This is a genomic window from Azospirillum brasilense (assembly GCF_003349955.1).
Classification (GTDB): Bacteria; Pseudomonadota; Alphaproteobacteria; order Azospirillales; family Azospirillaceae; genus Azospirillum; species Azospirillum brasilense_B.
Genome location: NZ_QLKQ01000001.1, coordinates 1 through 24,132 on the forward strand (window position 1 = coordinate 1; position 24,132 = coordinate 24,132).

General features: G+C 68.7%; 19 protein-coding genes. 8 read left to right on the forward strand and 11 right to left on the reverse strand.

The features are described 5' to 3' along the window. Both DXK32_RS00005 and DXK32_RS00010 read left to right on the forward strand, forming a co-directional pair. The coding region (locus tag DXK32_RS00005; RefSeq protein WP_247876886.1) for a hypothetical protein at positions 1-252 on the forward strand (252 nt) is incomplete at its 5' end. After that, on the forward strand, positions 249-1,364 hold the full coding sequence (locus tag DXK32_RS00010; RefSeq protein ID WP_114856628.1) for a prohibitin family protein: 1,116 nt from the start codon (positions 249-251) through the stop codon (positions 1,362-1,364). The genes DXK32_RS00005 and DXK32_RS00010, both read left to right, overlap by 4 nt. 29 nt (positions 1,365-1,393) lie before the next feature. Here DXK32_RS00010 and DXK32_RS00015 read toward each other — a convergent pair whose 3' ends face one another. Then, positions 1,394-3,388: a protoglobin domain-containing protein gene (locus tag DXK32_RS00015; protein WP_114856629.1), complete on the reverse strand. Its 1,995-nt coding sequence runs from the start codon at positions 3,386-3,388 to the stop codon at positions 1,394-1,396. Between the two features lie 348 nt (positions 3,389-3,736). Between DXK32_RS00015 and DXK32_RS00020 the strand changes: the two genes are divergently transcribed. Then, on the forward strand, positions 3,737-5,731 hold the full coding sequence (locus tag DXK32_RS00020; protein WP_114856630.1) for a methyl-accepting chemotaxis protein: 1,995 nt from the start codon (positions 3,737-3,739) through the stop codon (positions 5,729-5,731). A gap of 81 nt (positions 5,732-5,812) precedes the next feature. On the opposite strand, the gene DXK32_RS00025 is transcribed toward DXK32_RS00020, so the two are convergent. Beyond that, positions 5,813-6,184, reverse strand: coding sequence for a c-type cytochrome (locus tag DXK32_RS00025; protein ID WP_040136324.1), 372 nt, complete (start codon positions 6,182-6,184; stop codon positions 5,813-5,815). Positions 6,185-6,478: 294 nt separating this feature from the next. Next, a complete protein-coding gene (locus DXK32_RS00035; RefSeq protein ID WP_247876887.1) occupies positions 6,479-7,798 on the reverse strand; it encodes a pentapeptide repeat-containing protein in 1,320 nt (439 codons plus the stop codon). A 394-nt stretch (positions 7,799-8,192) separates the two neighbouring features. Between DXK32_RS00035 and DXK32_RS00040 the strand changes: the two genes are divergently transcribed. The 4 genes from DXK32_RS00040 (at position 8,193) to DXK32_RS00055 (ending at position 16,541) form a co-directional block, all read left to right on the forward strand. Further along, positions 8,193-8,624, forward strand: coding sequence for a response regulator (locus DXK32_RS00040; RefSeq protein ID WP_114856633.1), 432 nt, complete (start codon positions 8,193-8,195; stop codon positions 8,622-8,624). Positions 8,625-8,765: 141 nt separating this feature from the next. After that, the gene (locus tag DXK32_RS00045; protein WP_247876888.1) at positions 8,766-13,709 is read left to right on the forward strand and encodes a HAMP domain-containing protein; all 4,944 of its coding nucleotides are present in this window, start codon (positions 8,766-8,768) and stop codon (positions 13,707-13,709) included. Positions 13,710-13,719: 10 nt separating this feature from the next. Then, complete coding sequence (locus DXK32_RS00050; RefSeq protein WP_247876889.1) at positions 13,720-15,807, forward strand: response regulator; 2,088 nt, start codon at positions 13,720-13,722, stop codon at positions 15,805-15,807. Between the two features lie 104 nt (positions 15,808-15,911). Further along, a complete protein-coding gene (locus DXK32_RS00055) occupies positions 15,912-16,541 on the forward strand; it encodes an RT0821/Lpp0805 family surface protein (RefSeq protein ID WP_247876890.1) in 630 nt (209 codons plus the stop codon). Positions 16,542-16,547: 6 nt separating this feature from the next. Here DXK32_RS00055 and DXK32_RS00060 read toward each other — a convergent pair whose 3' ends face one another. From DXK32_RS00060 to DXK32_RS00080, 5 genes are all read right to left on the reverse strand, one after another. Further along, positions 16,548-17,342 (reverse strand): DUF3108 domain-containing protein, encoded by a 795-nt coding sequence (locus tag DXK32_RS00060; RefSeq protein WP_114856635.1) that lies wholly within the window; start codon positions 17,340-17,342, stop codon positions 16,548-16,550. A 10-nt stretch (positions 17,343-17,352) separates the two neighbouring features. Continuing rightward, positions 17,353-17,649, reverse strand: a complete 297-nt coding sequence (locus tag DXK32_RS00065) for a GNAT family N-acetyltransferase (protein ID WP_114856636.1) — start codon at positions 17,647-17,649, stop codon at positions 17,353-17,355. Beyond that, positions 17,646-19,274 carry an alpha-amylase family glycosyl hydrolase gene (locus DXK32_RS00070; RefSeq protein WP_247876891.1) on the reverse strand — a complete coding sequence of 543 codons (1,629 nt, stop codon included), beginning with the start codon at positions 19,272-19,274 and terminating at the stop codon, positions 17,646-17,648. The genes DXK32_RS00065 and DXK32_RS00070 overlap by 4 nt, the downstream gene beginning before the upstream one ends. A 10-nt stretch (positions 19,275-19,284) precedes the next feature. Continuing rightward, the gene (locus DXK32_RS00075; RefSeq protein ID WP_114856637.1) at positions 19,285-20,070 is read right to left on the reverse strand and encodes an SDR family oxidoreductase; all 786 of its coding nucleotides are present in this window, start codon (positions 20,068-20,070) and stop codon (positions 19,285-19,287) included. A 73-nt stretch (positions 20,071-20,143) separates the two neighbouring features. Then, complete coding sequence (locus DXK32_RS00080) at positions 20,144-21,100, reverse strand: DMT family transporter (RefSeq protein WP_247876892.1); 957 nt, start codon at positions 21,098-21,100, stop codon at positions 20,144-20,146. Between the two features lie 266 nt (positions 21,101-21,366). Between DXK32_RS00080 and DXK32_RS00085 the strand changes: the two genes are divergently transcribed. Next, positions 21,367-21,549 (forward strand): hypothetical protein, encoded by a 183-nt coding sequence (locus DXK32_RS00085; protein ID WP_114856638.1) that lies wholly within the window; start codon positions 21,367-21,369, stop codon positions 21,547-21,549. Positions 21,550-21,557: 8 nt separating this feature from the next. Here DXK32_RS00085 and DXK32_RS00090 read toward each other — a convergent pair whose 3' ends face one another. The 3 genes from DXK32_RS00090 to DXK32_RS00100 form a co-directional block, all read right to left on the reverse strand. Further along, positions 21,558-21,854, reverse strand: coding sequence for a DUF1289 domain-containing protein (locus DXK32_RS00090; protein WP_114856639.1), 297 nt, complete (start codon positions 21,852-21,854; stop codon positions 21,558-21,560). Positions 21,855-21,943: 89 nt separating this feature from the next. After that, on the reverse strand, positions 21,944-22,288 hold the full coding sequence (locus DXK32_RS00095) for a hypothetical protein (RefSeq protein ID WP_114856640.1): 345 nt from the start codon (positions 22,286-22,288) through the stop codon (positions 21,944-21,946). A gap of 16 nt (positions 22,289-22,304) precedes the next feature. Continuing rightward, positions 22,305-23,993 (reverse strand): methyl-accepting chemotaxis protein, encoded by a 1,689-nt coding sequence (locus tag DXK32_RS00100; protein WP_247876893.1) that lies wholly within the window; start codon positions 23,991-23,993, stop codon positions 22,305-22,307. Positions 23,994-24,132 lie beyond the last annotated feature (139 nt).

A 24,132-nucleotide genomic window follows, 5' to 3' on the forward strand; every position in this document is an offset into this window, starting at 1 on the left:
CCCTCCGTCCGCCGTCACCCCTCCGCCCTGCTCCCCTTCCAAGGCCGGACGCGCATGCCCCTCGTTCTCGCCATGCTCTATCTCGTCGCCTGTCTGGTATGCGCCGTCATGGGCCGCAACACCACGATCGGCTTCATCGGCCATTTCCTGCTGGCCTTTTTCCTGACTCCGCCGGTGAACTTCGTGATCCAGGCGGTGGGCCGCCCCAGCACGCGGGAACGTGAGAAGATGCTGACGACGAGACCGCGATGACCACGCTGGATCCGTCCACCGACAACGGCGTCGCCCGCGCGCCGTTACCGCAGCGCGCCGGCCTTTGGCTGAAGCGGCGCAGCGTGTCGATCTACGCGCTGGCCCTGACGCTGATCCTCGGTTTCCTCGCCATCGCGCCCGCGGTCTTCGTCGAGGTGCCGTCCGGCCATGTCGGCGTGCTCTGGCTGCGCTTCTTCGGCGGCACGGTCACCGACCGGGTCTACAGCGAAGGCACCCACCTGATCTTCCCGTGGGATCGGGTGACGATGTACGACGTGCGCCTGCGCACCGACACCCGCACCTACGAGGCGGTGGCGGCCAACGGCATGTCGATGACGGTGGCCGTGGCGCTGCGCTACCGCGTCAACCCGCCCGCCGCCGGTCTGGTCCACAAGCTGGCCGGCGACGATTATGCGGAAAAGCTGGTGCATCCGGAGATCGCCAGCCTCGTCTACGAATTCGTGTCGAAGCACAATCCGGAGAATTTCTATTCGATCAACCGCGCCGACATCCAGGGCTTCCTGCTGCGGGAGGCCCAGCAGCAGTTCCCCTCGCCACCGACCGATCTGCAGGCGCTGAAGCTGCCTCCCGGTGTGGTCCCCGACGATTATGCCTCCGTGATGATCCGGGTGGAGGATGTTCTGGTGGCCGGGGTCAGCTTCCCGCCGCTGGTCCGTCAGGCCATCGACCGCAAGATCGAGCAGCAGCAGATCATGGAGGAATACGACTTCCGCATCGCACGCGAGATCAAGGAGCGCGACCGCAAGCGGATCGAGGCGGAGGGCGTGCGCGACTTCCAGGACATCGTCGCCCGCAACATCACACCGGAGTATCTGCGCCTGCGCGGCATCGAGGCGACGCGGGCCTTCGCCACCTCCTCCAACGCCAAGACCATCATCATCGGCGGGCGGGACGGCCTGCCGGTCATCCTGAACACCGGCGACGACGCCAAATCGGGAACGGGAGCGTCGGGAACGGCGACCGGGACCGCAACCCCTCACGAAACCGCCGCCAAGGAACCGGACGGTCTGGCCGGACGCCTGTCCACCCTGGACCAGCCGCCGTCGGAAAACAACCCGCCGGAAGCCCCCCCGGACGCCGCCGGGCGCTGACGCCCGGCGGGACCGCCCACAGGGGCCGGCTACTCCGCGGCCTCGGCGAGGGTCCGGGCGAAGTCGCGCTCCATCTCGTCCAGCAAGCGGATCACCTCCGCCGACGCCCGCTTCATCTCGGCGGCGTGACGCTCGGCCTCCATGCGGTTGCCGGCCTGGAGGGCGAGCAGCGTCTCGCGACCCGAATCATGGACGGTGCGGTGCGGGGTGGCCATGCCCTTGTAGGTCAACAGGCGCATCGTCCGGGGATCGTTCACGCTGTCGTACCAGCGGCCGAGGCGGCAGGAGTGATGGGTGGACAGGTCCGCCGGCAGAAGCGTGCGCTGCCCGCCCACCGCCTCCATGATCTTCTCGACGAAGGCGAGATGGTCCTGCTTGGCGAGACGGACCAGTTCGCCCACCCCGTCGCGGCTCATGCGGTCCACCTCCTCGCGGCCGATCTTCCGTTCGTCGAAACGGATGTGCAGCCGGTTGTCGTGCCGGGCCACCACCGAGCCACGCAGCGACAGCTTGTAGCCGGGAAGCGACACCGTGACCTGCCCGCCGCTGGGCGCCTCCCCCTTCGTCTCGGCGTAGCAGCCGCATTCGGAGATGTCGCGGACCAGCGCCGGCGTCTGGTCCACGCTGCCGTCGAGCAGGACCGGACGGCGGCGCGTGTGGCGCCGGTTCGCCAGATCGGAGGAGGTGCGGATGGCCCGCGCCAGCAGCGACGGCAGGGTGTCCAGCGCCTCCTGCATGCGGTTGGCGCTTTCGCCGACGGTGTAGGCCACGGTGGTGGCGCGCTGCGTCTCGCCGCCGACCTCGGTCATCCGGCTGGCGATGCCGCGGAAGATGCCGGTGACCTCGCCGATGCTGCGGGCGATCTCGCGCGAGGCGGAGGACTGCTGCTCCACCGCCGCCGCGATCGAGGAATTGATCTCCTGCATGGTGGTGATGGTGGTGGCCACCCCGTCCATGCCGGTGATCGCCTGCTCCGCCACCGCCTGGATCGCGCCGACCTTGGCGGCGATCTCGTCCGCAGCCTTGGCCGACTGCCCGGCGAGGTTCTTCACCTCGGTGGCCACCACCGCGAAGCCCTTGCCGGCCTCCCCGGCCCTGGCCGCCTCGATGGTGGCGTTCAGGGCCAGCAGGTTGGTCTGCCCGGCGATGGCCCGGATCAGGTTCAGGATGCCGCCGATTTCCTGCGCCGCGGTGCTGAGCTGCGCCATGATCTGGCGGGCCTCGCCGCTCTTCTCCACCGCCTCGCCGGCGATCCGGGACGCGCCGCCGACCTGGACCGAAATCTCGCCGACCGCGGCCTGGAGCTGCTCCGCCCCTGCGGCGACGGTCTGGGCGGCGTCCAGCGCCTCCGCGGTGTCGGCGGACGTGCCGGTGATGCTGTCCTTCACGGCCGCGCAGACGCTGTCCAGGTCACCGACCGTGCGGCGCAGGTCCGCGGTGTAGCTGGCGACGCTGTCCACCACGTCGTTGGCCTCGTGGTCGATGGAATCGACCATCGCGTCCACCGCCTGGAGCCGCTCGTCGATCAGCCGGTCCCAATAGACGGACAGGGCGGCGTCGAGATCCATCAACACCGCCGACACCACGGCACGCTGCATGGTCACGATCGAGGCCAGCCGGCTGCCGGTCAGCAGGGTCCCGCCCATGCTCTGCGCCAGGGCGGCCATGATCTCGCCCAGGATGAAGGCGTAGCCGCCGACGTACCAGCTCGGGCTCAGCCCGATGCGGTGGTGGGCGATGCCGACCGCGCGCACCGATTCCTTGTAACTGTCGTCGAAGCGGCCTTCGAACAGCCGGTTCCAATGCGCGATCTGGGCGCGCTTGGCGCCCTCGACCTGCGCCGGACTGGTGAACAGCGCGGCCAGTTCGGGCTGCGACAAGGTGCGGGCGTAGAAGCGGTCCAGAATTCCCGGAAGGGCTCTGGCGATGATCGGCGACGCCTGCTGCAGGCTGCCGACCGCCTCCGGTCCCAGATCGAAATAAGCGGTCTTCGCAACGTCAAGGGCGCGCAGGGAATCCGGCATGGCGAATGTTTGTATTCTGTAATGAAAGGACACCAACCGATAACATTTTCGTCAAACCAAAGGTATCGGGAAAAGGAATTCCCATGCGGCATGCTGTCCCACTTCATGATTAACAGATGGTTTAGTTTGTGCACCGCCCAAAAGGAATGGGGTCAATAACCCTGATAATACAATCACTTTCCTCCGGGCGGGCATCCGATGCCGCAACGACACTTTCACATTGCCGGGATCCGGTGCGTCCCGGGGTTGATAAAACTATTTGTTACAAATACGCGACAAAGTTACCAATGCGCCGCCGTCCCGGCGCCTCCGGGACGACCCGACGATGTTTCAAGGAGTTTTCGGCCGATGAATCCCCTCCGCACGCTCAGCCTTGCGACGAAGCTGACCATTCTGTGCACAATCGGTCTGATTGCCCTGTCCGGCGCGCTGACCTACGCGACCATCGCCAAGATCACCGCCAGCATCAGCAAGGACGCCGCGGAGCGGAGGGAGCAGGCCATCACCAACTTCCGGATGCTGCTCGACCAGCGAGGGTCGGAGTACCGGCTCAAGGACGGCGCGCTCTACATCGACGATGTCAAGCTGGACGGCGCGAACGACATCGTCGACACCGTGCGCAGCGTGACCGGCGGCGTGGCCACCATCTTCCGCGGCGACACCCGCGTGGCGACCAACATCCACAACGCGGACGGCAGCCGGGCCGTCGGGACCAAGCTGGCCCGCGGCCCGGTCTACAGCGCCGTCATCGACGGCAAGGAGCCCTTCCGCGGCGAGGCCGACATCCTGGGCGAGGCCTATTTCACCGCCTATGATCCGATCATCGACCGGAATGGCGAGGTCATCGGCGTGCTGTTCGTCGGCCTGAAGAAGAGCGTCGCCCTGGGCGTGCTGGAAGAGGTGGTGCCCAACATCGTCCAACTGGCGGCGGTCATCACCGTCGGCATGGCCCTGGTGATGCTGCTGGTGGTGCGGCGCCAGTTCCGCACGCTGGACCAGATCCGCGGCACCATGTTCCTGCTGGCCGACGAGCGTTACGAGGTGACGGTGCCCGGTCTGGACCGCCAGGACGAGATCGGCGCCATGGCCAAGACCGTCGAGGTCTTCCGCCAGAAGGGCATCGACAACCAGCGCCTGCGCGAGGCGCAGGAGCGCGAGCGTCGCGAGGCCGAGGCCGCCAAGATCGCCGCCCTGGAATCCATGGCCCGCACGGTGGAGCAGGAAACCCGCACCGCCGTGGACCGCGTCGCCGAGCGCTCCGTCTCGATGGACAGCAACGCCCAGGCGATGGCCAGCTCCGCCGAAACCGTGTCCGCCAACTCGCAGAGCGTGGCGGCGGCGGCGGAACAGGCGCTGGGCAACGCCCAGGCCGTGGCGGCGGCCACCGACCAGCTCACCGCCTCCATCGCAGAGATCACCGGGCAGGTCACCTTCGCCAGCCAGATTTCCCGCCGCGCCGTGGAAAGCGGCCGCAAGACCGAGGATGTGGTGCTGTCCCTGTCCGACGCCATCGGCCACATCGGGGAGGTCGCCACCTTCATCCAGGACATCGCCAGCCAGACCAACCTGCTGGCGCTGAACGCGACCATCGAGGCGGCCCGCGCCGGCGAGGCCGGCAAGGGCTTCGCCGTGGTGGCCCAGGAGGTGAAGAATCTCGCCACCCAGACCTCCAAGTCGGCCGAGGAGATTTCCCGCCAGATCACCGACCTGCAGAGCATGACCGCCGGGGCCGTCGACGCGGTGCAGGACATCGGGCGGACGATCACCGAGATCGACGGCGTCGCCAGCAGCATCGCCAGCGCCATGGACGAGCAGGGGGCGGCGACCAGCGAGATTTCCCGCAACGTCGGCCAGACCGCCGCCGCCGCCCAGGAGGTGTCGTCCCGCATCGCCCATGTGTCGGAGGAAGCGGCGGTGACCGGCAGCCGCGCCGACGAGGTGCGCCGCGTCGCGTCCGACGTGGCGGGGAGCATCGATCAGCTGCGCGAGATGCTGGTGCGCGCCGTGCGCACCGCCACGCCGGAGGTGGACCGCCGCCGCGCCCCGCGCTTCGAGGTCAACCTGCCCTGCACCGTGGCCGGGGCGGTGGGATCGCTCGCCGGACAGCTCACCAATCTGTCGGAAGGCGGCGCCACCATCCGCGGCCTGGACCGCTCGCAAATGGGCAGCCGCGGCGTGCTGACCATTCCCGGCTGCACCGTCTCCCTCCCCTTCGCGGTGCTGGGGGGCAAGGAGCAGGATCTGCATGTCCGGTTCGAACTGACGCCGGACGTCGCCGACCGCTTCGCCACCGAGGTCCAGCGTCTCACCGCCGGCCTGCGCCCGCTTCCGGCGGTCGCCTGAGGCACTGGGGTTCGGAGCCGGCGGCACCGGAGGGGCAACCCTGCCCCTCCCGGCCACGCCGTGCGTGGGCTGACGGACGCGTCAGCTGTTCTTCTTCAGGAAGGCGATCAGGTCCTTGCGGGCCTGCTCGTTCTTCACACCGGCGAAGGCCATCTTGTTGCCGGGGACGGTGCCCTTCGGGTCGGTCAGATACTTGTCGAGGTTGGCCTCGTCCCAGGTGAGCCCGGCGCCCTTCATCGCGTCGGAATACTTGAAGCTCTCGATGGAGCCCGACGGACGGCCGACGACGCCGTGCAGGTTGGGGCCGACGCGGTTGGGGCCGCCGGCCTCGATGGTGTGGCAAGCCTTGCACTGGTTGAACACCTTCTCGCCCGCATCGGCGTCCTGCGCCGAGGCGATTCCGGGAAGGGCGGCGAACAGGCCGAAGGCCAGAACGGCAACACTACGCTTCATTGCGCTATCCTCGATTTCAAATGCCCAAAAGACAGGCACGGCCACCCAAAGCCCGCAGGACATCCTGCGTCCCTCGCTTCGCCACGATCAATATTCATCGCTTCGGCGCGCGGCGATGGCCGGCCCGTTACTTGGCTTCGATCATGACAAGCGGCTTGGGAAACCAGCCGCCGCCTCGGCCGGCGTTTTAATCCTGCTGTGCAGGCATGCACAATGCCGGGCATGGGCGGCGAGCATGCCCTGCGACAAAATGACCAACTCTTTGCGAAAATTTTTCGGGATTAAAATTCTCGGTCACTTCAATCGGCAATGGACCAGCGTCGTTCCGCTGGTGTTGGCCTTGTCGATGTCGGTGTCGCGCAGGTCGGCGCCCGACAGATTGCAGTTGGTCAGGTCCGCTCCGGTCAGCCGCGCGCCCCGCAGGTCGGCGCCGCGGATGTCGCTGTCGGCCAGTTGGGCGTTGCGCAGATTGGTCGGCCACATTCGTCCGGTGGGCTGGCCGTTGGCCGCCAGCAGCTCGATGGCGCGCATCACCGCATTGCGCATCATGGCGCGGGTCAGGTCGCAGCCTTCGAAGCTGGCACCGGACAGTTCGGAGTTCTCGAAACAGGCCTCGCGCATGCGGCAACCGGGGAACTGGGCGATCTGCAGCTTGCTGTCGCGGAAGCTCGCCCGCGTGAAGTCGCAGTTGCGGAAGATCGCCCCGCTCAGGTCGCAGCCGTCGAAATCCGTCCCGACGAAGGCGGCGTCGGACACATCGAACCGCTTGCCCTGCTTGCCGTTGCTGTTGATCCAACGGACATGGCCGTCCAGCCCCTCGCGGATTTCCGGTGGAAAGTCAGACTGGTTGCGGTGGTAGATGGCGCCCATCATGCGCGCCTCCGCCCAGTCGGCGGTTGCCATGGCGACGTTGCGCAGTTCGGCGTCGCGCAGGTCGGCACCCTGGAAGGTGGCGCCGGCGACGGCGGCGTTGTTCAGGATGGCGCCCTTCAGCTTCGCCATGCTGAAATCGGCGCCGCGCAGATCGGCGCCGCTGAGGTTGGCGCCGAACAGGGCGGCGTTGCTGAAATCCGCCCCTTCCAGGTTGGCGCGGGTCAGGTTGGCGTTGGTCAGGTCGGCGTCGGTGAAGTTCGCGTTGACCAGGACGGCTTCCCGCAGCGCGGCCTCCTGCCGGGCCTTGCGCCGGTCCTTCCACAGCACGAGTTGCCCCGGGCGCAGGTCCGCCCGCTCGAACAGGGTGTTGCGCAGGCATGCCTTGGTGAAGTTGGCCCCGCGCATGTCCGCCCCGACCAGCGAGGCCTCCCGCAGATCGGCGGACACGAAGCTGGCGCCGAACAGATCCGCCCCGTCGAAGTTGCAGCGCTGGAGAACGCTGCGCCGGAAATTCGCGCCGGTCAGAATGGCGTCTGACAGAACAAGCCCCGACAGGTCGAAGCCGGTCAGGTCCGCCGCCTTCAACTGAAGGCGCAGGCCGTTCGGGCGCGCCGCCAGATAGAGCCGGTGGGCTCTGATGGCCTGCGCCAGATCCTCCAGGCTCAAGTCCGTCCCATCGCCCGGCCCGTTTGTCGGGGCAACGCTCATCCCGGTCCCCAGCACCCCAATGGTCGACTCCACGCCCGCCTCGTGGAGAGAAGCAAGATTACGCGTAAAATTGCTTGCAAAATTATTAATAAGCCTGCACATCGCCACATGGCAGCCGCGCATTTCCGCCATGTATTTCAATCGACGCAAAGCAAAGACGGTCTGAACGCTCCCGCCTCGCACTATTCCCTATCAAGGATAAGGAATATGCGTGCCCTCTTTTGGAGTGCGCTCACTCTATTGGGTATAACCTGTAGGGGGTATTTGACCTTTTCTCCCTTAATTGCCTCACCCCTCCGTGCTACTCGTCCCGGTCAGCTTCGCCGGCATCCGACGCCTCCGCTCGGGTTTCGGCGGCGGAAAGGGCGGGCGTCTCATCAGCGCCCTCCCGGCACCGCAGCCGGCAGAACGACAAGAGGGATAAGGGATGACCAACCCGATCAACAGGTCACCACGGGCCGGGGCGGACGGGACCGCAACCGCCGCAGCCACCCCCGTCCGGGTCCTGGTCGTCGAGGACGAGACGATCGTCGCCATGTATCTGACCGACATGCTGGAGGAGCTGTCCTACGAGGTCTGCGGCGTCGCCGCCAACGCCGCCGACGCGCTGAAGATCGCCGAGCGGGAACGCCCCGCCCTCGCACTGGTGGACATCGGCCTCGCCGGGCCGAAGGACGGCATCGAGACCGCGCAGGCTCTGCGCGAGCGCTTCGCCGTGGGCAGCATCTTCATGTCCGGGGCCAGCGACCCCGTCCTGCTGGAGCGCGCCCGCGCCGCCGGCTCGCACGGCTTCATCCAGAAGCCTTATGACGAGCGCCAGCTGAAGACCCTGCTGAACAACGCCGCCCCCCGACATTAGCCCCCGCCGCCTTCCGCGTGCCGTCCCATGGCTGCGCCGCTCCGGCGCGCGGCCATTCCGGCGTTCCGCCGGGCGCCCCGCCGATGCGGCGCGAGGGCACATCCGAGCCACAGGACTGGACTTCTCAGGGACCATCGCCTCATGACGATGACCGACGCTCACGACCGGCTTTCTCCCCAGCTTCTCCTGCGCGCGCTGCGCCAGTTCCGCAAGGGCGACTTTTCCGTGCGCCTGCCGCTGGACCTGGACGGGCTGGACGGCGAGATCGCCGCCGCCTTCAACGACGTGGTGGAGATGAACGAAGCCCTGGTGGAGGACGTCGGCCGGGTCAGCGTCGCCATCGGCAAGGAGGGCCGGATCGGCCAGCGCGTCCGCCTGCCCACCGCATCCGGCGGCTGGGGTGCCTGCGTGGACAGCGTCAACGCCATGGTCGCCGACCTGACCCAGCCGACCCGGGAGATGGCCCGCGTCATCGGCGCCGTTGCGAAGGGAGATCTGTCGCAGTCGATGCCGCTGGAGGTCGACGGGCGGCCGCTCCAGGGTGACTTCCTCCAGACCGCCCAGACGGTCAACCGGATGGTCGGGCAGCTCGTCACCGTCTCGGCGGAGCTGACGCGGGTCGCCCGCGAGGTCGGCATCGAGGGCAAGCTGGGCGAGCAAGCCCAGGTGAAGGATGTCGCCGGCACCTGGAAAGACCTCACCGACAACGTCAACCTGATGGCCGCCAACCTGACGGCCCAGGTCCGCAACATCGCCGACGTGACCACGGCGGTGGCGAAGGGCGACCTGTCGCGCAAGATCACCGTCGACGTGAAGGGCGAAATCCGCGAGCTGAAGGACACCATCAACACGATGGTCGACCAGCTCAACAGCTTCGCCAGCGAGGTCACCCGCGTCGCCCGCGAGGTCGGCACCGAGGGCAAGCTGGGCGGTCAGGCCCAGGTGAAGGGCGTCGCCGGCACCTGGAAGGACCTCACCGACAACGTCAACCTGCTGACCGGCAACCTGACCAATCAGGTGCGCAACATCGCCGACGTCACCACGGCGGTGGCCAACGGCGATCTGTCGCGCAAGATCACCGTCGACGTGAAGGGCGAGATCCGCGAGCTGAAGGACACCATCAACACGATGGTCGATCAGCTCAACAGCTTCGCCAGCGAGGTCACCCGCGTCGCCCGCGAGGTCGGCACCGAAGGCAAGCTGGGCGGTCAGGCCCAGGTGAAGGGTGTGGCCGGCACCTGGAAGGACCTCACCGACAACGTCAACGCGATGGCGACCAACCTGACCAGTCAGGTGCGCAACATCGCGGAGGTCACCACGGCGGTGGCGAAGGGCGACCTGTCGCGCAAGATCACCGTCGACGTGAAGGGCGAAATCCGCGAGCTGAAGGACACCATCAACACGATGGTCGACCAGCTCAACAGCTTCGCCAGCGAGGTCACCCGCGTCGCCCGCGAGGTCGGCAGCGAGGGCAAGCTGGGCGGTCAGGCCCAGGTGAAGGGTGTGGCCGGCACCTGGAAGGATCTCACCGACAACGTCAACCTGCTGACCGGCAACCTGACCAATCAGGTCCGCAACATCGCCGACGTGACCACGGCGGTGGCCAACGGCGATCTGTCGCGCAAGATCACCGTGGACGTGAAGGGCGAAATCCTGGAGCTGAAGGACACCATCAACACGATGGTCGACCAGCTCAACAGCTTCGCCAGCGAGGTCACCCGCGTCGCCCGCGAGGTCGGCACCGAGGGCAAGCTGGGCGGTCAGGCCCAGGTGAAGGGCGTCGCCGGCACCTGGAAGGACCTCACCGACAACGTCAACATGATGGCCGCCAATCTGACCGGTCAGGTGCGCGGCATCGCCGAGGTCGTGACGGCGGTCGCCGAGGGCAACCTGAAGCGCAAGCTGACCGTGGCGGCGCGCGGCGAGATTGCGGCGCTGGCCGACACCATCAACGGCGTGATCGAGACGCTGGCCATCTTCGCCGATCAGGTCACCAACGTGGCGCGCGAGGTCGGCATCGAGGGCAAGCTGGGCGGGCAGGCGAAGGTGCCCGGCGCCACCGGCGTGTGGGGCGACCTGACCGACAACGTGAACCAGCTCGCCGCCAACCTGACCACCCAGGTCCGCGCCATCGCCGAGGTGGCGACCGCGGTGACCAAGGGCGACCTCACCCGCTCCATCGCCGTCGAGGCGTCGGGCGAGGTGGCGTCGCTGAAGGACAACATCAACGAGATGATCCGCAACCTGCGCGACACGACGCAGAAGAACGCGGAGCAGGACTGGCTGAAGACCAACATCGCCAAATTCACCCGGATGCTCCAGGGCGAGCGCGATCTGGTCACCGTCACCAACATGATCCTGTCGGAGATCGCGCCGCTGGTGAACGCCCAGCACGGCGTCTTCTACGTCACCAGCCGCGAGGGCGACGAGCCGGTCCTCGATCTGGTCGCCAGCTACGCCCTGAAGGAGCGCGACGGGCTGGGCACCCGCTTCACGCTGAAGCAGGGGCTGGTCGGCCAGTGCGCCCACGAGAAGAAGCCGATCCTGCTGACCAACGTGCCGAAGGACTATGTGCGCATCAGCTCCGGCCTCGGCGAGGCGGCGCCGCTGAACATCATCGTCCTGCCCGTGCTGTTCGAGAACGAGGTGAACGCCGTGCTGGAGCTGGCCTCCTTCGGCCATTTCAGCGAGACGCACCGCAGCTTCCTGGAGCAGCTGACGGAAAGCATCGGGATCGTCCTCAACACCATCGCCACCAACATGCGGACCGAAGGGCTGCTCAAGCAGTCGCAGCGCCTGACCGCCGAGTTGCAGAGCCAGCAGGAGGAGCTGAAGACCACCAACGAGCGGCTGGAGCATCAGGCCGCCTCGCTGCGCCAGTCGGAGGAGCTGCTGATGGCGCAGCAGGAAAAGCTGCGCCAGACCAACGAGGCGCTGGAGGAGAAGGCGGAGCAGCTCTCCCTCACCTCCAAGTACAAGTCGCAGTTCCTGGCGAACATGAGCCACGAGCTGCGCACCCCGCTGAACAGCCTGCTGATCCTGTCCAAACTGCTGTCCGACAACGGCGACCACAACCTGACCCCCCGGCAGGTGGAGTTCGCCCGCACCATCCACGCCGCCGGCTCCGACCTGCTGAACCTCATCAACGACATCCTCGACCTGTCGAAGATCGAGTCCGGCACGGTCACGCTGGAGATCGGCGCGGTGGTGCTGGACGACCTGCGCGGCCATGTCGAGCGCACCTTCGCCCAGCTCGCCGAGGAGAAGGGGCTGCGCTTCGACATCGACATGACCCAACCGCTGCCCGCGGCCATCCAGACCGACCAGAAGCGGTTGGAGCAGGTGCTGAACAACCTGCTGTCCAACGCCTTCAAATTCACCGAGACCGGCGGCGTCACCTTCCGCGTCGGACTGGCCGGCGTAGGCTGGAGCGCCGCCCACCCCGTGCTGAACGCGGCGGAGGGGGTGCTGGCCTTCACCGTCGTCGACACCGGCATCGGCATCCCCGAGAACAAGCAGCGCATCATCTTCGAGGCGTTCCAGCAGGCCGACGGCACGACCAGCCGCAAGTACGGCGGCACCGGCCTCGGCCTGTCGATCAGCCGCGAGATCGCCCGCCTGCTCGGCGGCGAGATCCGCGTGCAGAGCGAGTCCGGGGCGGGCAGCGCCTTCACGCTCTATGTGCCCATGGAATTCGACGTCGCCCGCTACGGCGACCCGGCGCCGAAGCTGGCCCCCTTCCCCACCCCGACGCGGCCCATCGTCGTGCCGGGACCGGAGGAGCGGCTGGCGCTGGCACAGCACCACCCCGTCGCCGACGACCGCGAGCGCATCCGCCCCGGCGACCCGGTGGTTCTGATCGTCGAGGACGACGTGAAGTTCGCCTCGATCCTGGTCGATCTGGCGCGCGAGAAAGGCTTCAAGGCGATCCTCTCCCACGCCGGAAGCCCGGCCATGCCGATGGCCCGCAAATACCGTCCGGACGCGGTGATGCTGGACATCGGCCTGCCGGACATCGACGGCTGGGCGTTGCTCGACCTGCTGAAGCGCGATCCGCACACCCGCCACATCCCGGTCCACGTCATCTCCGCCAAGGAGGAGCGGCGCCGCGGCCTCGCCATGGGGGCCTTCGACTACACCGAGAAACCGGCCGACCGCGAGGCGATCTTCGCGGCGCTCGCCAAGGTCAAGGGCTTCGTGGAGCGGCACCAGCGCCGGCTGTTGATCGTCGAGAAGGTGCCCAACCCGGAGACCGGCGGCATCGCCGGCCTGATCGACCACGACAAGGGCGGGAACGGCAGCGGGGATGACATCGACATCACCACCGTCGCCTCCGCCGAGGCCGCCCGCGCGCTGCTGGCGCAGGAGCGGTTCGACTGCATGGTGCTCGACCTGACGATCCCACAGCCCAGCGACTTCGAGCTGATCGACAGCCTGCGCACCCGCGATTCCACCGCCTGGATGCCGGTCGTCGCCTATGTCAGCGACACCATCGCGCCGGAGGACGAGGCGCGGCTGCGCCGGCTCGCCGAGACGGTGGTGTTGCGCAGCGTCCATTCCGCGGACTCGCTGCTCGACGAGACGGCGCTGTTCCTGCACCGGGCGGTGGACCGGCTGCCCGACGACAAGCGCAACGCGCTCGACCAGATCCGTCAGCGCGACCCGGTGCTGGCGGGGCGCAAGGCGCTGATCGTGGACGACGACTTCCGCAACATCTTCTCGCTCGCCAGCGTCCTGGAGGCCCACGACATGACCGTGCTGCACGCCGAGAGCGGGCCGGAGGGGCTGGACCTGCTGAAGGCGCACCCGGACCTCGACGTGGCGCTGGTGGACATCATGATGCCGCTGATGGATGGCTACCAGACCATCCGGGAAATCCGCGCCACCGCGTCCGGGCGCGGCCTGCCGGTGATCGCCGTCACCGCCAAGGCGATGAAGGGCGACCGCGAGAAGTGCATCGAGGCGGGAGCGACCGACTATCTCGCCAAGCCGGTGGACATCGACCATCTGCTGTCGCTGCTGCGGGTCTGGGCCGGACGCCGGCAGGACGACGACGCGGGGCACAGCCCTGCCGGACGGGAGTGAGGAGATGCCGATGCCCCACACCCCGATGCCCGCCGGCTTCCCCGAGATCGAGGACGCCGGCCTGCCGCCGCCGGAGGTCCGGGTGCTCGTCGTCGACGACGACGCGCGAAACCTGCTGGCGATGCGGGAAACCCTGGCCGACCTCGACGCCACGGTGGTCCTCGCCCGCTCCGGGGAGGAAGCGCTGAAGCGCGTGCTCGACCAGGACTTCGCGGCGATCCTGATGGACGTCCACATGCCGGGCATGGACGGCTACGAGACGGCGGAGCTGATCCGCAACCGCCGCAAGTCGCGGCACATCCCCATCCTGTTCCTGACCGCCATCAACAAGGACGAGATGCACATCTTCCGCGGCTATTCCGCGGGGGCGGTCGACTACATGTTCAAGCCGGTGGACCCGGTCATCCTGCGCAGCAAGGTCACCGTCTTCGTCGAGCTGTACCGCAAGACCGAGGAGGTCAAGCGCCAGGCCGCCCTGCGCGAGCGGCTGATGGCCGAGAACTACCGCGTGCGGGCCGAGAAGCTGGAAGCCGAGCAGGCGCTGCGCCGGTCGGAGGAGCGGCAGGCGATGATCGCCCGCTCCCTGCCGATCCTGCTCTACACCGCCGGGCCGGAGCGCGGCACGCCCTTCCGCTACGTCACCGAGAATGTCGAGGCGCTGTTCGGCTTCCCCGCCGAACGCTTCCTGACGGACGGCGGCTTCTGGGAATCGCGCCTGCATCCGGACGACCGCGAGCGCGCCGCCGTCCAGTTCGACGCGATGCGGCAGGGCGGCGTGTCCACGGTGGAATACCGCTGGCGCGCCGCCGACGGGCAGTACCGCACGCTTCTGGAGAAGGCCATGCTGCTGCCGGGCGAGGACGGCCGGCCGCCGGAACTCTGCGGCACGGTGCTAGACGTCACCGACACGCGGGAGCTTCAGCTTCAGCTCGCCCATGTCCAGAAGATGGAGACCATCGGCCAGTTGACCGGGGGCATCGCCCACGACTTCAACAACATGCTGACCGTGGTCATCGGCAGCCTGGAGCGGCTGGGCCGCATGGCCTTCGACGACCCCAAGGCGGCGCGGCGGGTGGAGATGGCACTGCAGGCGTCGCTGCGCTGCTCCGACCTGACGCGGCGGCTGCTCGCCTTCGCGCGGCGCCAGCAGCTCCACCCCGAGAGCGTGGACGTGGAGGCGCTGGTCCGCAACATGGGCGAACTGATGGAGCGCACGCTCGGCTCGGCGATCACCATCGAGATCGACAGCGCGCCGTCCCTCTGCCCGGCGCTGGTGGACCGCACCCAGGCGGAGTCGGCCCTGCTGAACCTCGTCATCAACGCCCGCGACGCCATGCCGGCGGGCGGCAAGTTGACCATCGCCACCGCGATGGTGGAGGCTGAGGAGGGGGACGCGGAGCTGAGCCCCGGACGCTATGTGCGGATGACCGTGAGCGACACCGGTTGCGGCATGCCGCCGGAGGTTCTGGCCCGCGCCTTCGAGCCCTTCTTCACCACCAAGGAGATCGGCAAGGGCACCGGGCTGGGACTCAGCATGATCCACGGCTTCGTGAAGCAGTCGGGCGGGCTGATCCGGGTGGAGAGCGAGCCGGGGCGCGGCACGTCCTTCCACCTCCATCTGCCCTGCGCGCCCGCAGCCGTCCGTCAGACGAAGACGCCGGAGGAGAGCGAGGACAGTGGCCCGCTGCCCGGCCAGGGCGAGGTCATCCTGGTGGTGGACGACGACCGCGACGTGCGTCAGGTCGCCGTGCTGACCCTCCAGGATCTCGGCTACAGCGTGGTCGAGGCGGAGAACGGGCCGGAGGCGCTGGCCGTGTTGGCCGGAGAGCCCCGTGTGGACCTGCTGTTCACCGACGTGGTGATGCCCGGCGGTATGAACGGGCTGGAACTGGCCCAGGAGGCGCAGCGCCGCCATCCCGCCCTGAAGGCGCTCTACGCCTCCGGCTACGCCCATGGCGTGGCCGGAGGGCTGAACGGCGATGGGCCGGGTGCGGAATTCCTGATCAAGCCCTACCGCGACCGCGACCTCGCCCGCGCCGTCCGCAAGGCGCTGGGGGGTGCCGCGGCGGATGCCGTCCCGGAGTTGAAGAGCGCCTGACGATTGCCATCTTCGTCGAAGGTCATTGTCGCCCTTTTGCCTCAACCGTGAGCGGGGCCGTGATGTTCAGATGACCATCGCGTTGCAATAAAGGAGTAGCCGACGTGTCCGCTGTCCGCCTGTCCGGGATTCGCCTGTCCGGGATTCGCCTGTCCGGGATTCGCTTGGCCTCGGTCCTGTGCCTTGGCCTGTCCGTCGCCCTGCCCCTGACCTCCGTGCCCGCCACGGCGCAGGTGTTCAGCCAAGGCGGTTACGGCGCGCCGACCCAGACCAACCCGCAGGGCGGCCCGCTCGGCAACGGCGGCAACACCACCACCTTAGGCATCGACAACGACCTGCTGGGCAAGCTGGGCGGGGCCGCCGTCGGGGCGCTCGCCGGGTCGCAGATCGGCAAGGGCAGCGGGAATCTGCTGGCCATCGGCGCCGGCGGTCTGCTCGGCTACTTCGCCGGCGGCTACCTGATGGAGCAGTTGAGCCCGGGCAGCCGCAACGCGGCGCAGACCGCCGAGACCCGCGCGCTCGACGCGCCGGTCGGGCAGACCATCCGCTGGAACAGCCCGGACAGCGCGAACACCGGCGGCACCATCACCCCGATCCGCGCCGGGCGCGATTCCGCCGGGCGGGAGTGCAAGGAGTTCCAGCACAAGGTGACCATCGACGGCCGCCAGGAGTCCGCCACCGGCACGGCCTGCCGCGGCGACGACGGCCAGTGGCGCCTCGCCGCCAACCCGTAACTCCGGTTACAAGCCGGCCTTCACGCCGACGGTATGGACCAGCACCGTCATGGTGTCGGTCGGCACCTCCACAGTCACCGGGACGACCCGCCCGCTCTCCGGCGCGCGGGCGAACCACACGGTCGCCTTGCGCTCCACCCCTTCGGCGAAGAAGCGGTCCCGGTCGCGGTCGCCCTGGAAGCCGGCCACCGGACGGACGGTGACCGCGCAGACCTCCGCCGTACCCGTGGCGATGCGGTAGCGCGACGACGGCAGGTCGCCCTTGCCCTGCGGCGTCATGATGATGTCGTAGCGGCGGCGCCCGTCATACACGGGGTAGCGTCCGCCGCAGCCGCCCGCCCGGCTGGCGGTCAGGATCACCGCCGCCCCGGCGCTCAACGGATCGATGCTGCCGCGGCGGCTGTCCGGCGGCACCCGCGCCGCCTTGTCGGGGCTGAGGGGCGGCTCGGCCGTCGCATCCACCCCATCGGGGCCGAAGGTCAGCGTCATGATGTCCTGCTTGCGGCGCAGGCGCCGCTCGCCGCGGAAGCGGTCCGGCTGGGCGGCGCCGGCCTCAAGCCGTCCGGCGGACTCGGCCTGGTAGCGGAAATTGGTGAAGAGGCCGAGCCAGGGCACCGCCTCCGCCTCCAGGGCCGCCCGGTAGCGGCTGGCGCCGCCCTCCGCCTCCTCGGTCAGCACGACACTGCCGCGCGCCAGGGAGACGCCGCCGCCATAGGCGGCGAAGTCCAACTCCAGCGTCGCGGCCGATCCAGCCGCCGGCAGAAGACACAGCAAGCCGGCGGCCAGGAGAATCCGTTTCACGGCGAACGCCTCACGTCGATGGTCCGCCGTCCGCGTCGACCAGATCCTGGTACTCCGGGTGGCGCTGGATGTATTTGGCCATGAAGGGGCAGACCGGCACAACCTTCCGCCCGCTGGAGCGCGCATCCTCCAGCGCGCCGCGCGCCAGCGCGGAACCGACACCCTGCCCGGCCATGCTTTCCGGAACCTCGGTGTGGGTGAAGACGATGGCCCCGTCGCGCTTTTCGTACTCCACCACCGCGGTGGCGTCGCCCACGGTCAGCTCGTAACGGTTCTTGGCCGCGTTGTTCTTCACGTCCCCGCTCATTCCCCACCCTTTCGCTTGTCGTCGAAACCGATCACCACCCCCTCGTCGGGCCGCAGGCGCAGGGCGCCGGACGCCGGCTCCCCATCGCGGTCGAGATGGGTGGACAGCCGGATATGGGCAGCGTCGGGCACCGCGTCCACCATTCGCTCCGCCGCCGACAGGTTCAGCAGGATGCGGAAACGGTCGCGTCCATGGCGGCGCTCGTAGACCAGGACGTCGTCCTCCGCCGACACCGGCTCGTAGCGCCCGACCGACAGGGCCGGCTCGGCCCGCCGCAGCGCCAGCAACGCGCGGTGCAACGCCAGCATGGAAAGCGGGTCGGCCGCCTGCGCCGCGACGTTCACCCGGTCATGGTCGGGACCGAGCGGCAGCCAGGGTTCGCCGGTCGTGAAGCCGCCCTGCGGACCGCCGTCCCAGGGGATCGGCGTGCGCACCGGATCACGGCCCAGCCCCAGGCCGGGGATGTTCTTCTCCCAGGGGTCCTGCACGCGGTCCGGGGGGATCGCCACGTCGGTCATCCCGATCTCGTCGCCCTGGTAGAGCGTCGGCGTGCCGCGCAGGGTCAGCAGCAGCATGGCCGCCACCCGCGCCTGGCCCTGTCCCAGCCGGCTCGCCACGCGGGAGCGGTCGTGGTTGCCGAGCACCCAGTTCGGCCAGCCCCCGGGCGGCAGGGCGGCCTCGTAGGTGCGGATCAGCGCGGCCAGCGCCTTGGCCTCCCACGGTGTGGACAGCAGATGGAAGTTGAAGGGAAGCTGGAAGCCGGTCAGGTCGGCGCCGTAATAGGCCATGAGCTGGTCGATGGGCAGATAAGCCTCGCCGATCAGCAGCCGGTCGGGGCCGTAGCCGTCCGCCACGCGGCGCATGGCGGTGATGGCGTCGTGCACCTCCGGCTGGTCCACCGTGTGGAGGCGGATCAGCCGGCGGACCGGCGACATGCCCTCCCGCCAGCCAGGGTTCGGCGGGTTGTCGCGGAATTGCGCGTCCTTGATCAGGTGGTGGATGGCGTCCACCCGGAAGCCGTCCACACCGCGGTCCAGCCAGACGCGCAGCGCGTCCAGCATGGCCGCGCGCAGCCCCGGGTTCCGCCAGTTGAGGTCCGGCTGCTCCTTCAGATAGGCGTGGTAATAATATTGGCCGGTCGCCGCGTCCCATTCCCAGGCGCCGCCGCCGAACTCCGACAGCCAGTTGTTCGGCGGTCCGCCATCGGGAGCGGGGTCGCGCCAGATGTACCAGTCCCGCTTCGGGTCGGTGCGCGACGAACGGCTGGCCTGGAACCAGGGGTGCCGGTCGGAGCTGTGGTTGGGCACGAAATCCAGGATCAGCTTCATGCCCCGGCGGTGCAGCTCCGCCAGCAGCCGGTCGAAATCCTCCATCGTCCCGAACATCGGGTGGACGCTCGTGTAGTCCGACACGTCGTAGCCGAAATCGGCCATCGGCGAGGGGTAGATCGGCGACACCCACAGCGCATCCACCCCGAGCGCCTGGAGATGGTCGAGCCGGGAAAGGATACCGGGCAGGTCTCCAACCCCGTCGCCGTTCGAATCCTGGAAGGAGCGCGGGTAGACCTGATAGATCACCCCGTTCTGCCACCACGCGACACCGTCCGCCATGAAGCTGTCCGCCATGAGCGGGTCCTCAGCCGATCAGCAGGGACTCGGCGCCGTCGATCCAGACCGGTGTGCCGGTGATGTGCTTCGAGCGATCCGACGCCAGGAACAGTGCCAGTTCCGCCACGTCGGCGCTGCTGCCCGGCTTGCCACGGGTCAGCGGGATCTCGCCGTCGGGATACTCGGCGGTCTCCTCGGCTTCTTCGGTGTTGCGCGCCTGGGTGTTGTCCTGGATCGCGGTGTCGATCATTCCCGGACAGATGGCGTTGACGCGGATGCGGTGCTTGGCCAGTTCCAGCGCCAGCATCTGGACCATGGCAACCTGCGCCGCCTTGGTGCAGGAATAGGCGGTGGCCCCAGCGTTGCTGAACACCCGCGTGCCGTTGATCGAGGCGGTCACCAGCACCGACCCGCCGCCCGCCTTCTTCAGATGCGGCACCGCGTGGTGCAGCGTCAGGTAGGTGCCGCGCAGATTGATGTTGATGGTGCGGTCCCATTCCTCCGGCGTCAGCTCGTCGATCGGCGCCCAGACGCCGTTGATGCCGGCGTTGGCGAAGACGATGTCGAGCCGCCCGTACTCCTGGACCAGCCGGTCCACCGCCCGCTTCACCGCCTCGCTGTCGGCGACGTCGGCGACCAGGGGAATCGCCTTGCCGCCCGCCGCGGTGATCTCCTCCGCCGTCTTGCGGATCTCGTCCTCGGTGCGGCTGAGCACGCCGACGCTCGCCCCGGCGCTGGCGAACAGGGTGGCGGACGCCTTGCCGATGCCCGACCCGGCCCCGGTGATGAGGGCGACTTTTCCGTTCAAATCCATGATGAAACCGGCTCCGCTGCTTGTGCTGGGACAGCAGAGCCAACCGATGGCGGCCGGGGCGGTTCCCGTCTTTCTACGCGCTTGCGGCGGGAGCGCGGCGGTTGACGAGCCAGATGCCGGCGCAGACCAGCAGCATCGCCGCGGCGAGGCTCACGCTGACCCGCTCGCCCAACAGCAGAGCGCCGGACAGCACGCCGAACAGCGGCGTCAGGAAGGTGAAGGCCGACAGGCGGGCCGCCGGGTAGCGGGCGACCAGCCAGAACCACGCCAGATACGAGGCGAAGGCCACCACCACGATCTGGAAGGCCAGGCAGGCCAAGGCCAGCGGGCCGGGCGCCATCACCCCCGGCTCGCCCATCAGAAGCGAGGCCACCGGCATCACCGCCCCCGACACGGCGAGCTGGTAGAACAGCACCTTGGTCGAGCTGGCGCGGACCAGCCGGCTGCCCTTGATGACCAGGGTGGTGGCCGCCCACAGCACCGCCGCCGCCAGCACCATCAGGTCGCCGACGATCTCGCGGTTCGTCGGCAGGCGCAGCCCGTCGGCGAAGGCCACCGCCACCCCGACGAAGGCGCAGGCCAGCCCGGCCGCCTGGACGCCGCGCATCCGCTCGCCCGGAAGCAGCAGATGCGCGCCGACCGACACCAGGAAGGGGGCTGTGTAGAGGAACAGGATGCTGCGCGACACCGTGGTGTAGGACAGCCCGGCATAGACCAGCAGGAACTCCCCGGCGAACAGCAGCCCGGCCAGCAGGCCCAGCCCCAGCGTGCCGTCCCGCTCGAACAGGCGCATGCCGCGCAGCATCGCCCAGCCCCACAGCAGCGCCAACGCGCCCAGCGAGCGCAACCCGCCCTGGAGCACCGGCGAGAATCCGGTCATGGCGACCTTGATGGCGACCTGCTGCAAGCCCCAGAGCAGGCAGAGCAGGACCAGCGTGGCGGAGGCGGCGCCGTCCAGCTCCGCGCGGCGTTCGGTCATGGCGATGGCGGTCATGATGATGGCTGCGGCGGCGCGGCGGTCCACCGCCATCCCAACCGCAAGTCCTCCCGGTTTTTCTTTCTTCGACGTGCAGAATGGGACGGTGCCGGGAAGCCGGTCAACGAACGCCTGCGAAGGGCAGACCCGCGCGTGGCCTCGATGGCCCGGACGGACTTTTGTGCAATGCGGTACACAGGCATGCCCATAATGCGCAGCTCACCGCCGTCCCAAGGTTCATATTGAACGGGCAATCGACGGCGCCGCCTCTGCGGCACCCAGACCTTCCACAGCAAATCAACACCGGAAAAGGAACGGACGTGATCCACAAGATCATGGACAAGATCGACCGCATCATCGCCCAGAAACGCGAGAGCGGCGAGCTTGATGCTTGGCTTTCCAACGGCATGGCACGCCGTTACTGCCAGAAATTGACGGCGTCACAGAAGCACTATTATCCCGCCCTGCTGCTCTATGTGGAACGGCACGCCGGGATCGGGTGAGGCGGCGTTCACTCCGCCGCTTTGACGACCGGCCCCTCCAGTTCCGACCGGCGGGCGCGCAGGGTGGCGAGCTTCGCTTCCAGCTTGCGGATTTTCCTGTCGAGCTTCTTCGCCCGCTTGCCGTCCTTTTTGGAGACGGTGCCGCCGCGCGCGACGATGCGGGCGTTGATCGCCGCCTTCGTCTCGTCCGGCAGGCGTTTCCAATGCTTCACTTCCGCGCGGGTGCGGAAGCAACCCATGCAGCGGTCCGCCGCGTCGAAGCGGCAGAGCTTCGTGCAGGGATTGCGGGTGTCGTGCGTGCTCATGGCGCCATAGGATGGGGGTGGCATGGCCGAAGGAAAAGCCCCGGCCGCCCATCCTGCGGACAATTCTCAAAAAAGCGGGTCTGCGATCGTCAGGGCGTCACGCGCCCGGACAGGCAGGAGGCCCGCGCCCGCTCGTCCACCGCCATCGCCGCGGCGCCGGCCGCCCCCTCCCCGCCATAGAGCGCGGCGGGAAGCGGCCGGCCGGTGGCCTCGCCCTCCTTGCGGTGCCAGGACAGGATGCAGGAGCACACCCGCACCGCCGCCTCGGTGGAGCCGGCGTTCTGCGCCGCGAAGGGGCTGGCCTCGCAGGCCGCCAGGAAATCCCGGTTCGCGTCGGTCCGCCCACCGTCCGGCGGGTCGCCGCTGAAAATCAGCAACGCCGCCAGGCACGCGAAGAAGAACACGAACAGCAGCGAACGCGGGTTGCGGAACACGGGCGGGACTCTCCTTTCAGGCCGAGCGGATCTGCCGCAGGAACGCGCCGGCCTGCTCGCGCAGGGCCAGCGCCTGCCGGCCGAGGTCGGCGGCGGCGGAGCGCACCTCCGACGCCATGGTGCCGGTCTCGTGCGCGGAGGCCGACACGTCGCGGACGCTGTGGGTCACCTCCGACGTGCGGTCGGCGGCGCGCTGGACGCTGCGGGCGATGGCGCCGGTGGTGGCGTTCTGGCGGTCGGCGGACCCGGCGATGCGACCGACCAGATCGTTGACCGCGACCACCGTGCGCCCGATTCCGCCGATGGCCGTCACCGCGCTGCCGGTCACCGCCTGGATCTCCGCGACCTGCTGGGCGATCTCGTCGGTCGCCCTGGCGGTCTGGTTGGCGAGGCCCTTCACCTCGTTGGCGACGACGGCGAAGCCCTTGCCGGCCTCCCCCGCCCTTGCGGCCTCGATGGTCGCGTTCAGCGCCAGCAGGTTGGTCTGCGCGGCGATGCTCTGGATCAGCGTCACCACCTCCCCGATCTTGCCGGCGGCGGCGGCAAGGCCCTCGACCGTGTGGTTGGTGCGCTCCACCTCCTCCACCGCGTTGCGGACCATGCGGGAGGACTCGTCGATCTGGCGGGACACCTCGACGATGGACGCCGTCAACTCCTCGGTGGCGCCGGCCACCGTCCGCACGTCGTCGCTGGCCTCGCCCGCCGCACCGCTGACCGCGGCGGCCTGCCCGCTGCTGCTCTCGGCGATGCCATGCAGACGCTGGGCGTTGGATTCGAGCTGGGCCGTGGTGGCGCTCAGCGTCTCGACGACGCTCAGCATGGTTCCTTCGAAGCTGCGGGCGACGGCCTTCAACGCGTCGCGGCGCTCCCGTTCGGCGCGGGCGCGCTCCTCCGCCTGGGCGGCGTCGAGCCGGGCGACCCGCTGCGCGTTCTCCTTGAAGACGCTCAGCGCCCGGGCCATGCCACCGATCTCGTCCTTGCGACCGAGCGCCGGAACCTCGACCGACAGGGTCCCCGTCGCCAGCTGCTCCATGGCGCCACGCATGGCGGTCAGCGGGCGGAAGATGCGCCGCGACAGCAGCAGGCTGCCGCCGGCCACCAGCAGCGTCACCACGGCGCCCAGCCCGCCGATCATCGTCTGGGTGTTGCGGATCGGGGCGAAGAACTCCGCCCTCGGCACGCCGACATAGAGCACGCCGACCACCTTGCCCGAGCGGTCCTTGATCGGGTCGTAGGCGGTGTAGAAAGGAACGCCCAGGATGTCGGCCTGCCCGCGGTACGGTTCGCCCCGAACCAGAACGGCGTCGTAGACCGGCCCCTTGGCCAGCTGGGTGCCGACAGCGCGGCTGCCGTCCGGCTTCTGGACGTTGGTGGTGACCCGCGTGTCGCCCATGAACAGGGTGGCGGTGCCGCCGACCAGCGCCTTCACCCGGTCCACCGGTTCGAAGAAACCGTTCAGCGCGCGGTCGCCGGCGTACAGCGCGCCGTCGCGGACGCTGATGTCGCGCCCGTACTGGTTCAGCACGTCCCAGGCGACGCGCATGTTGGTTTCCTGCCGCTCCACCGCCATGCGCTCCGCATAGCGGCTCAGCAACGTTTCATTGACGGCAAAGGTGGCGCTCGTCAACACCACCAACCCGCCAACACACAGCGACACCGTCTTGCCCGAAAGCGACAGCGAGCCGACCCCCGTCAGCAACCCCATGGCGAACCCCCGCGCCCAATGATGCCCATTGAATCCGAGCGTTTCGTACCCCAACGAACCGCCGCGTCCTAAAAGCGTCAAAGGCTCTTAACAAATCGTTCCGGGCCGCATCATGCCTCGCCCGCGGCGGGGCGCGGGG

Coding starts and splice junctions, on each gene's coding strand:
- DXK32_RS00010 (WP_114856628.1), top strand. CDS start 249: ATGACCACGCTGGATCCGTCCACCGACAACGGCGTCGCCCGCGCGCCG.
- DXK32_RS00015 (WP_114856629.1), bottom strand. CDS start 3,388: ATGCCGGATTCCCTGCGCGCCCTTGACGTTGCGAAGACCGCTTATTTC.
- DXK32_RS00020 (WP_114856630.1), top strand. CDS start 3,737: ATGAATCCCCTCCGCACGCTCAGCCTTGCGACGAAGCTGACCATTCTG.
- DXK32_RS00025 (WP_040136324.1), bottom strand. CDS start 6,184: ATGAAGCGTAGTGTTGCCGTTCTGGCCTTCGGCCTGTTCGCCGCCCTT.
- DXK32_RS00040 (WP_114856633.1), top strand. CDS start 8,193: ATGACCAACCCGATCAACAGGTCACCACGGGCCGGGGCGGACGGGACC.
- DXK32_RS00045 (WP_247876888.1), top strand. CDS start 8,766: ATGACGATGACCGACGCTCACGACCGGCTTTCTCCCCAGCTTCTCCTG.
- DXK32_RS00050 (WP_247876889.1), top strand. CDS start 13,720: ATGCCCCACACCCCGATGCCCGCCGGCTTCCCCGAGATCGAGGACGCC.
- DXK32_RS00065 (WP_114856636.1), bottom strand. CDS start 17,649: ATGAGCGGGGACGTGAAGAACAACGCGGCCAAGAACCGTTACGAGCTG.
- DXK32_RS00070 (WP_247876891.1), bottom strand. CDS start 19,274: ATGGCGGACAGCTTCATGGCGGACGGTGTCGCGTGGTGGCAGAACGGG.
- DXK32_RS00075 (WP_114856637.1), bottom strand. CDS start 20,070: ATGGATTTGAACGGAAAAGTCGCCCTCATCACCGGGGCCGGGTCGGGC.
- DXK32_RS00080 (WP_247876892.1), bottom strand. CDS start 21,100: ATGGCGGTGGACCGCCGCGCCGCCGCAGCCATCATCATGACCGCCATC.
- DXK32_RS00090 (WP_114856639.1), bottom strand. CDS start 21,854: ATGAGCACGCACGACACCCGCAATCCCTGCACGAAGCTCTGCCGCTTC.
- DXK32_RS00100 (WP_247876893.1), bottom strand. CDS start 23,993: ATGGGGTTGCTGACGGGGGTCGGCTCGCTGTCGCTTTCGGGCAAGACG.